Annotated in this window: 7 protein-coding genes and 1 other annotated feature; of the genes, 5 read left to right on the top strand and 2 right to left on the bottom strand. The window is 42.5% G+C overall.

The annotated features are described in order from the left end of the window. The coding region (locus tag L634_RS31900) for a helix-turn-helix domain-containing protein (protein ID WP_034263094.1) at positions 1 to 257 on the bottom strand (257 nt) is incomplete at its 3' end. 247 nt (positions 258 to 504) lie between these two features. On the opposite strand from L634_RS31900, the gene L634_RS0127225 reads away from it, so the two are divergent. Further along, the gene (locus L634_RS0127225; protein WP_026585125.1) at positions 505 to 1,686 is read left to right on the top strand and encodes an MDR family MFS transporter; all 1,182 of its coding nucleotides are present in this window, start codon (positions 505 to 507) and stop codon (positions 1,684 to 1,686) included. Between the two features lie 95 nt (positions 1,687 to 1,781). Here L634_RS0127225 and L634_RS0127220 read toward each other — a convergent pair whose 3' ends face one another. Beyond that, a complete protein-coding gene (locus L634_RS0127220; protein ID WP_026585124.1) occupies positions 1,782 to 2,132 on the bottom strand; it encodes a hypothetical protein in 351 nt (116 codons plus the stop codon). Positions 2,133 to 2,271: 139 nt separating this feature from the next. On the opposite strand from L634_RS0127220, the gene L634_RS0127215 reads away from it, so the two are divergent. From L634_RS0127215 to leuS, 4 genes are all read left to right on the top strand, one after another. Beyond that, positions 2,272 to 3,633, top strand: a complete 1,362-nt coding sequence (locus tag L634_RS0127215; RefSeq protein WP_026585123.1) for a sigma-54 interaction domain-containing protein — start codon at positions 2,272 to 2,274, stop codon at positions 3,631 to 3,633. A gap of 326 nt (positions 3,634 to 3,959) precedes the next feature. Further along, positions 3,960 to 5,279: a GntP family permease gene (locus tag L634_RS0127210; RefSeq protein ID WP_026585122.1), complete on the top strand. Its 1,320-nt coding sequence runs from the start codon at positions 3,960 to 3,962 to the stop codon at positions 5,277 to 5,279. A 56-nt stretch (positions 5,280 to 5,335) separates the two neighbouring features. Then, positions 5,336 to 6,112: a 3-hydroxybutyrate dehydrogenase gene (locus L634_RS0127205; RefSeq protein WP_026585121.1), complete on the top strand. Its 777-nt coding sequence runs from the start codon at positions 5,336 to 5,338 to the stop codon at positions 6,110 to 6,112. 296 nt (positions 6,113 to 6,408) lie between these two features. Next, positions 6,409 to 6,634, top strand: a binding site (T-box leader). A gap of 273 nt (positions 6,635 to 6,907) precedes the next feature. After that, positions 6,908 to 9,325 (top strand): leucine--tRNA ligase, encoded by a 2,418-nt coding sequence (gene leuS / locus L634_RS0127200; protein ID WP_026585120.1) that lies wholly within the window; start codon positions 6,908 to 6,910, stop codon positions 9,323 to 9,325. Positions 9,326 to 9,633 lie beyond the last annotated feature (308 nt).

The raw sequence follows: 9,633 nt of genomic DNA, 5'->3' as shown, positions 1-9,633 counted from the left end.
CTAGCAACCTCACGTATAGAATACTCCCCAGACTGACAATCTCTAATGGCAGCTAGCTTCAATTCCTTGGAATACTTTTTCCAAGTGGAAGACTCTTTTAGACCTTCAAAACCACACTTATCATACTTGTGTTTCCACTCCAAAATCGTTGAAGGGTGCACGTTATATTTTGACTCAAGTTCATATGTTGAATAATGCTCGTCTAATTCCTTTAATATCTCGTATTTCTCTTCTGCAGAGTAAGATCTTTTAGACATAATAAATACTCCCCCATAAGCAGCCAGATTTTTATTTTTAATCTGTCTACCTAAAGGGGAGCATATCAAATGCGTCGGGGTTTAAATATGAACTGAAAAGAGGGATTATTCTGTCTATAATAATCGAATAAAAACTTATTGCAAGGACAGGAAAAAACAACTAAAATTATTTTGGATTTCGAAATATAGGTGCCGCGGGCGAACGTCTGCAGGCTGTAATAAAAATTATGTAAAGGGGCGTTTTTACATGCCGCGTACCTTATGGCTATTAATTATTGGTATGGCAGTGAATGTAACCGGCTCTTCTTTTTTGTGGCCATTAAACACGATCTACATTCACGAACATTTAGGAAAGTCCTTGTCTGTGGCCGGCCTTGTCCTGATGCTGAATTCTGCTGCAAGTGTAGCAGGCAATCTGTTTGGCGGAAGCCTCTTTGATAAAGCAGGCGGCTACCGGTCCATTCTTCTGGGCATAGGGATTACTGTCATGGCACTGCTTGGTTTGACTGTCTGGCATGGCTGGCCTGCTTATGTGGTGTTTTTAACTATCGTTGGATTCGGTTCGGGAATTGTTTTCCCATCGATGTTTGCGATGGCCGGATCTGTTTGGAAGGAAGGCGGGCGAAAGGCATTCAATGCCATCTATGTAGCCCAAAATGCAGGGGTTGCCATTGGTGCTGCTCTTGGCGGCCTTGTTGCATCCTATTCTTTTCAGCTTATTTTCCTGGCTAACACCCTTATGTATATTGTTTTTCTGCTGATTGCTGTATTTGGATACCGGGGAATTAATACGTTCTCTGGCCAGCAGCCATCCATTCTCAAAGAAAACCGCATGGTGAAAAACCATGCTAAGCTATACGCTCTGCTTGTTCTATGTATTGGATATTTGCTATGCTGGGTTGGATATGTCCAGTGGCAATCCACTATCGCTGCATACACACAGGAGCTGAATATCTCTCTAAAACAATACAGCTTGCTGTGGACAATTAACGGAGCATTAATTGTTTTGGGTCAGCCTTTTATAAGCGTGGCGGTAAAATGGTTTAAAACGCTGAAAACCCAAATGGTTGCCGGTATGATTATTTTTATTGTATCGTTTGCGGTTGCCGCAATCGCCGAACAATTTTCGGCATTTATCACGGCAATGATTATTCTTACGATTGGCGAAATGCTAATATGGCCAGCAGTGCCGACAATTGCCAATCAGCTAGCTCCCAAAGGGCGAGAAGGTTTTTATCAGGGGATTGTTAACAGCACGGCAACTGGAGGCCGTATGATCGGACCATTATTGGGCGGAATTTTGGTTGATCTCTTTGGAATTTCCATGCTGTTTGCCGTTTTAATGCTCTTATTTGTTTTAGCTATCCTGACAACACTTGTTTATGACCGGAAAATTAAAGAGTCCAAAGAGTTGGCGCAAGCTTCATAAGAAAAACCTGCAGCTGCAGGTTTTTCTGTTTATATGGAATGATCAAAAAGTTTTATCAGCGATTCAGCCGAATTTATCGGTCCAGCTCCACGGACTTAGCCTGCGCCTTCCAAATACTCTTCTTTTTGCTTGCCGGCGAAAACCACCTCTTTGAAAAAGCTTTTTAAAATAAGCCATCTTGCTGGATAAGAATCAATAAAGTCCTTTAGCACTTCTTCCGAATAAAGCAAAAGGATATCCAGATCGGTTTTCTGCTGTTTTAAGTCATATAGCAGAGCATGCGGAATCGTGTAATAATCATTAAGCTGCCATTGATTCAGCTTTACAGTAAAAATGTTTTGTTCACTGATATATGTTTCCAAAGCCTGTTTTTGTAATTGAACACATTCCTCTTTGGATAAGTTCCGAGTTTGCCAGTGTGGATTAATCAAATAAATGCCTTTCATTTGGTACACCTCCCAAGCTTTCGGTTAATAATGGTATGGGCAATAAGGGCGGGAAGAATACCTTTAATTCTAAAATTATTGTCAGAAAAATATGATAAAATAGAAATAACCATGCTTGTACAAAACGAGGAGAAATAGAATGAAAAGTGCATTATTTGATTTGCCAATTCAAATTGTTGAAACCATTGTCGAAAACGCTTTCGGATGGCTTGTGGTTGTAGATAAGAAAGGGACCATTATTTATATTAATAAAAATTATTGCGATTTCCTTGAAGTTGAGAGGGAACAGGTTCTCGGAATGCATGTCTCGCAGGTTATTGAAAATTCACGAATGCATATTGTTGCTGAGACTGGAAAGGAAGAAATTGCGGATCTGCAATATATAAAAGGCAATTATATGATTGCAAACCGTATTCCCATATTTTCCGAAGGAGAAGTAATTGGCGCGTTTGGGACAGTGTTCTTCAGGGATACAAAGGAATGGATGCAGATGAACAGCCATGTGAAAAGCATGCTGACAAAAATCCAGAGCTATATCCAGGAAATTGACCGCAGCGTAAAATACAGCCTGAATGATATATTGGGAAATTCAAGTCAAATTAAAAGTCTTAAAGAAAAAGTAAAGATGGTGGCAGCCAGTGATATTTCCATTCTGATCCGCGGGGAAAGCGGGACCGGGAAGGAATTATTCGCTCACAGCATACATCAGCTCAGCAATAGGAGCCATCAGCCATTTGTCAAAATAAACTGTGCTGCCATTCCGGATCATTTGCTGGAGTCTGAACTGTTTGGCTACGAGGAAGGGGCTTTTACAGGCGCGAAGAAGGGCGGCAAAAAAGGAAAATTTCAGCTTGCTGATGGCGGCACCTTATTTTTGGATGAGATTGGCGATATGCCGTTAAATATGCAGGTAAAGCTGCTCCGGGCCCTGCAGGAGGGGGAAATCGAAAGCGTTGGGTCGACATCGTCGATTAAAGTAGATGTCAGAATTATTGCTGCAACCAACAGGCCGCTTGAAAAGATGATGGAGGAAAAACGCTTCAGGGAAGATTTATTTTATCGAATCAATGTCGTGCCGTTCATGGTGCCCCCGCTGCGAGAGCGGATGGAGGATTTGCCTCTTTTAATCGATTATTTTATAGAAAAAATTACGAAAAAGTCAGGCAAGCGTATAAGTGCGATTAATCATGATGTGATTGAAAAATTTCATCAATATAGCTGGCCCGGGAATATCAGAGAGCTGGAAAATGTAATTGAGGCATCCATCCATCTAACAGGCAATGAGACTATTTCCATGGAATCACTGCCAGATTACATGAAAGACTCGGCTGTCTATCCTGTTGGAAAGAAGAATTTGAAAGACATTCTTGAAGAAACAGAAAAACGGATTCTTACACAGAGTTTAAGCAAATATAATAATGACCGTTTAGAAGCGGCGAGGGCACTTGGCATCAGCAAATCTTCCATGTATGAAAAGCTAAAAAAGCATGGAATCGTATAGACTATTTTACAGTCCAGAAATCCGGAAAACAGTCCAGGTTTCTGGACTGTTTTTATTCTAGTAATTTTATTTTTATATATCCTAATTTTAGACGGAATAATCTGAAAACAAATCTAGTATTTGAACGGACTTGCCATCTCCCTATTCCAGAATTCCGGAAAAAAGATTTAAAGATTGTTCACCATCCCTTTATCCTCATAGATGTTCATGTTGGCACATTTCTTGCAAAATAAATTAGCAAATAGGCGATTCTGCTTATTTTTGCAAACGGTTACAAGGGGGGGCAAATAGTTAATTGCCATTTTTAAATTAAAGGGGGAAATGCAATGTTAAGTATGATTGGTTTAATAGGCGGGCTATCCCTGCTGATTTTCTTAACGATGCGGGGAATGAACCTATTAGTTGTAGGGCCATTGTCTGCACTGTTTGTTGCTGTATTCAGCGGTATGCCGCTATTTCCGCAGCTGGCTGGAGAAGGAGAGGCCAATCTGGTGGCAAACTATATGTCCGGCTTTTCAGGTTTTGTCACCTCATGGTATTTAATGTTCTTGTTAGGAGCCATTTTTGGAAAAGTAATGGAGGATAGCGGTGCGGCCGACAGTGTATCCAAAATGGTTGTTGATAAATTGGGAATGAAATATGCGGTCCTAGCCATAGTTGCTTCCTGTGCCATTTTAACTTACGGAGGCGTCAGCCTGTTTGTCGTTGCCTTTTCTGTATATCCAATGGCATTGAGTTTATTTAAGCAGGCAAATCTTCCAAGAAGGTTTATCCCGGCAGCACTTGCGTTTGGTTCGGTTACTTTCACGATGACATCTGCAGGTTCACCTGAAATTCAAAACTGGATTCCGATTGAATACCTTGGAACCACTCCATATGCAGGCTGGGAAGTCAGTTTAATCGTTGCTGTGTTTATGATGATTTTCGGCTACTGGTGGCTGAAACGCATGATTACGAAGGCTGTTAACAAAGGGGAAACGTTCGAATCACGCAAACAGGATCCAATCACTGAAAACAAGGATTTGCCTCATCCATTCATGGGGGTCGTGCCTTTAATTGTCGTATTAATTATCTCATTTGTATTCCATGATTCTCTTAAACAATCTGCACTTATTCTTGCATTATTAGGCGGAGTGATTGCTACTTATTTATTAAATCGCAAATACTTTACGAACTTCTGGAATGCAGTGTCTGATGGAACTCTTGGTGCGTTAATCGCAATCGGCAATACAGCAGCAGTAGTTGGTTTTGGCGGTGTGGCCAAGGCAGTGCCTGCTTTTGAAACTGCAGTAGATATGATGACCAGCATCCCTGGAAGCCCTTTGATTGGCGGAGCTATTGCTGTCAGTGTGATCGCAGGTATGACTGGTTCAGCCTCAGGCGGGCAGGCAATTGCATTGCCGATCTTGGCCCCGCATTATATGGATATGGGTGTCAATACGGAAGCCCTTCACAGAACAGTGGCCATCTCATCAGGTGCACTGGATTCCTTGCCGCATAATGGCTATGTTGTTACCACTGTAAGGGCAATCTGCGGAGAGACACACCAGGCTGCATATGGTGCTGTAGCAGCGGTTACGGTAATTGTTCCACTTATCGGACTTGCACTGGCTATTGTCCTGTTCTCTCTCGGACTTGGAATTTAATTTCGGCAGAGGCTCACTTTTGCGGGCCTCGGCTTTGTTTTTGAAAGGAGACAATCATGGTACAAAATAAAGTAGTTTTTATAACAGGTGCTGCCCAGGGCATTGGCTATGAAATTGGAAAAAGATTTGCTGAAAACGGCGCCAGGATTGTTCTGACTGATATACAGGAGGATGCGGTAAAAAAAGCAGCAGGTGATTTGCAGAGTGAAGGATTTGAAGCGATAGGCCTTAAATGCGATGTGACATCGGAATCTGAAATTAAAGAGGCCATTCAGAAAACAGCCAGCCATTTTGGTGCGCTGGATGTACTGATCAATAATGCAGGGCTGCAGCATGTTTCCTTTATTGAAGATTTTCCGACTGAAAAGTTTGAGTTTCTTATTAAAGTCATGCTTACGGCTCCATTCATTGCAATCAAGCATGCCATGCCGATTATGAAAAAACAAAAATCCGGACGCATTATAAACATGGCTTCCATCAATGGATTGGTGGGTTTTGCGGGTAAAGCTGCTTATAACAGTGCAAAGCATGGAGTTATTGGCCTTACGAAAGTCGCTGCACTGGAGGCAGCTGAAGAGGGCATAACTGTAAATGCAATATGCCCGGGGTATGTAGATACTCCGCTTGTAAGAAATCAGTTGAATGATCTTGCAAAAACACGAAATGTACCGCTTGAAAAAGCGCTTGAAGAAGTCATTTATCCATTAGTTCCGCAAAAAAGGCTTTTAGCTGTAGAAGAAATCGCAGACTATGCAATCTTTTTGGCTGGTGAAGGGGCTAAAGGAATTACGGGCCAGGCCGCAGTTATTGATGGGGGATATACAGTGCAGTGATAAAAGGGCAGCAGTGCCCTCTTTTTCAATAAAATTTGCTTAAAACATGGATTTATTGGTGATACTGATATTGGCTGATAGCTGTTGGCGGTACTGTTTATTTAATAGCTTTGGTTAAACTGCTATTTGCCACCCGCATCCCGCTGACCTGGGATGGCAGACAATTTTTATGAAGTTTAGGCAATTTTATGCACATAATTAAAGAACGCTGCATATCCTGGATATTAAATTTCCTGTCAGGATAAGCCTACTTGCATCCTGGCGGTAAATTTATTACAATAGTCATATTATTATAATGAAATGCTTTGATAAGGAGTAGTAATGGTGCCTTTAGCCCGATTTTAGAGAGTTGACGGACGGTGCAAGTCATCCGGGCACATCATGAACTCGCCTTTGAGCAGCAAGTGTGAAGTAGCAGTAATGCTTGCCGTATTCCGCGTTAAGGATGAATGAAGCGAGTGACATTGTCACTAATGTGGGTGGTACCGCGGGAGATTTATACATAATCCTCTCGTCCCTTTTTGGGGATGAGAGGTTTTTTTATTTGCCTGTTTTCTTTAAGTTTATTGCTTTTCAACTAAGTTTTAACCAACTGAGTTGACTTCAGCGGATGGCACTTGACTCCAGCGGGAAGTAAGGGAAGTGGAAGACCCTATAGGCGAAGCCGAGGAGCTCCCATTCTTCCCCGCGGTAAAGCTTGAGTGCCCCGTGCTGAAAAGCAACGGGCAGGTTTAAAGGACCAATTTATGAGAAAAGAGCCTTTCATTTTATTTTCAATAATAGGAGGAAACAAAGATGAGTTTCAATCACCAAGAGATTGAAAAAAAGTGGCAGCACTACTGGGAAGAAAATAAAACATTTAAAACAACTGAAGATAAAGGAAAGCGCAAGTTTTATGCGCTTGATATGTTCCCTTATCCGTCAGGTGCCGGCCTTCATGTTGGCCATCCGGAGGGATATACGGCAACAGATATTCTTTCCCGCATGAAGCGCATGCAGGGCTATAATGTACTTCATCCAATGGGCTGGGATGCATTTGGTTTGCCTGCGGAACAGTATGCGCTTGATACTGGAAATGATCCGGCAGAATTTACGGAGCAAAATATAAATACGTTCCGCCGCCAGATCAAATCTCTAGGTTTTTCATATGACTGGGATCGTGAAATCAATACAACAGATCCTGAATATTATAAGTGGACACAATGGATTTTCTTAAAGCTTTATGAAAAAGGGCTGGCTTACATTGATGAAGTTGCGGTTAACTGGTGCCCGGCATTGGGAACCGTTCTTGCAAATGAAGAGGTTATCGATGGCAAAAGTGAGCGAGGCGGCCATCCGGTAGAGCGCCGTCCAATGAGACAGTGGATGCTAAAAATTACCGCTTATGCGGACCGCCTGCTTGAGGATCTTGATTTATTGGATTGGCCGGAAAGCCTTAAAGATATGCAGCGAAACTGGATTGGCCGCTCTGAAGGTGCAGAGGTGACCTTCAGTATTGAAGGTCATGACGGCACATTTACAGTTTTCACAACACGCCCTGACACACTGTTCGGTGCCACATATGCTGTTCTTGCTCCGGAACACGCACTTGTTGACCAAATTACAACTGATGAGCAGCGTGAAGCCGTTCAGGCGTATATTGAGAAGGTAAAGAACAAGAGTGACCTTGAGCGTACCGATTTGGCTAAAGAAAAAACAGGTGTCTTTACAGGCGCTTATGCCAGCAATCCCGTTAATGGTGAAAAGATGCCAATCTGGATTGCCGACTATGTTCTTGCAAGCTATGGTACAGGCGCCATTATGGCTGTACCGGCTCATGATGAGCGTGACTATGAGTTCGCCAAGCAATTTGACCTTCCAATTAAAGAGGTAGTTGCTGGCGGAGATGTAGAAAAGGAAGCCTATACTGGAGACGGAGAGCATGTTAATTCGGATTTCCTTAACGGCTTAAACAAAGAAGAGGCTATCGAAAAAATCATCGCATGGCTCGAAGAAAAAGGCATCGGTACGAAAAAGGTTACTTACCGCCTTCGTGATTGGCTGTTCAGCCGCCAGCGCTACTGGGGAGAGCCGATTCCTGTAATCCATTGGGAAGACGGTACTATGACAGCTGTTCCGGAAGATCAGCTTCCATTGGTGCTTCCGAAAACAACAGAAATCAAGCCGTCCGGTACAGGCGAGTCACCATTAGCCAACATCGATGAGTGGGTAAATGTGGTTGATCCCGAAACAGGAAAAAAAGGCCGCAGGGAAACAAACACCATGCCGCAATGGGCAGGAAGCTGCTGGTATTACCTTCGCTATATCGATCCTAAAAACAGTGAAGCCCTTGCTGATCCTGAAAAATTGAAAGAATGGCTTCCAGTCGATATCTATATCGGTGGAGCAGAGCATGCGGTGCTTCACCTTCTATATGCCCGCTTCTGGCATAAGGTCCTTTATGATGTGGGCGTAGTCCATACGAAGGAGCCGTTCCAAAAGCTATTTAATCAGGGCATGATTCTTGGTGAAAATAATGAGAAGATGAGTAAATCAAAAGGCAATGTAGTCAATCCGGATGAGATTGTATCCAGCCACGGAGCAGATACACTTCGCCTATATGAAATGTTCATGGGACCTCTTGAAGCCTCCATTGCATGGTCTACAAATGGTTTGGATGGATCAAGAAGATTCCTTGACCGCATCTGGCGCTTATTTGTTGAAGAAACAGGAGAATTAAGTCCGAAAATCCAGGATACTGAAGAAGGCGGCAGCATTGAGAAGGTTTACCACCAAACGGTTAAGAAGGTAACTGAGGATTACGAGGGCTTGCGCTTTAATACGGCGATTTCGCAAATGATGGTATTTATCAATGAAGCGTATAAAGCGGATGTGCTTCCGAAGAGCTTTGTCGAAGGCTTCGTAAAACTGCTTTCGCCGATTGCTCCTCACATATCTGAAGAACTTTGGTCAAAGCTTGGCCACAGTGAAACCATTGCTTATGAGGCATGGCCTGCATACGATGAAGCAAAAATGGTTGATGACGAAGTGGAAATCGTTATCCAAATCAACGGCAAGGTAAAAGCAAAGCTTATGGTTCCTGCAGATGCCAAAAAGGACCTATTGGAGCAAATCGCAATGGGTGATGACAAAGTAAAAGAGCAAATCGACGGCAAAACGATTCGCAAAGTCATTGCAGTACCAGGAAAACTGGTAAATATCGTTGCAAATTAAGCGTTTTTAGAAAAAACCACCCCTATTTTGAATAAATGGGGGTGTTTTTTTGCATAATGGCTGAAAAAAAGTACAGAAAAAGCAATCCTGAGGTGGATTTACAGCTTAATATTCAACTGAAAATAGGAATATCATCAACTTCCGTATTTTTATCGTCAACTTAGCGAATATATCAGTAACTTTCTTTATATATCATCAACTCGGGCTAAAATATCATCAACTTTTAAAAGCATAATGGATAAAGCTGTGTAGCAGCCCAACTGCCCGTAAAAGCCCGATAAGTTCAGCTAATCTTGATGGAGAAAAGC

The sequence above is a fragment of the Bacillus sp. J33 genome, assembly GCF_000518885.1.
Classification (GTDB): Bacteria; Bacillota; Bacilli; order Bacillales; family Cytobacillaceae; genus Cytobacillus.
This window is presented reverse-complemented; position numbering and strand designations above follow the sequence as displayed.

Excerpts from the sequence above, each read along its gene's own strand:
- L634_RS0127225 (WP_026585125.1), top strand. The coding sequence starts at position 505 with ATGCCGCGTACCTTATGGCTATTAATTATTGGTATGGCAGTGAATGTA.
- L634_RS0127220 (WP_026585124.1), bottom strand. The coding sequence starts at position 2,132 with ATGAAAGGCATTTATTTGATTAATCCACACTGGCAAACTCGGAACTTA.
- L634_RS0127215 (WP_026585123.1), top strand. The coding sequence starts at position 2,272 with ATGAAAAGTGCATTATTTGATTTGCCAATTCAAATTGTTGAAACCATT.
- L634_RS0127210 (WP_026585122.1), top strand. The coding sequence starts at position 3,960 with ATGTTAAGTATGATTGGTTTAATAGGCGGGCTATCCCTGCTGATTTTC.
- L634_RS0127205 (WP_026585121.1), top strand. The coding sequence starts at position 5,336 with ATGGTACAAAATAAAGTAGTTTTTATAACAGGTGCTGCCCAGGGCATT.
- leuS (WP_026585120.1), top strand. The coding sequence starts at position 6,908 with ATGAGTTTCAATCACCAAGAGATTGAAAAAAAGTGGCAGCACTACTGG.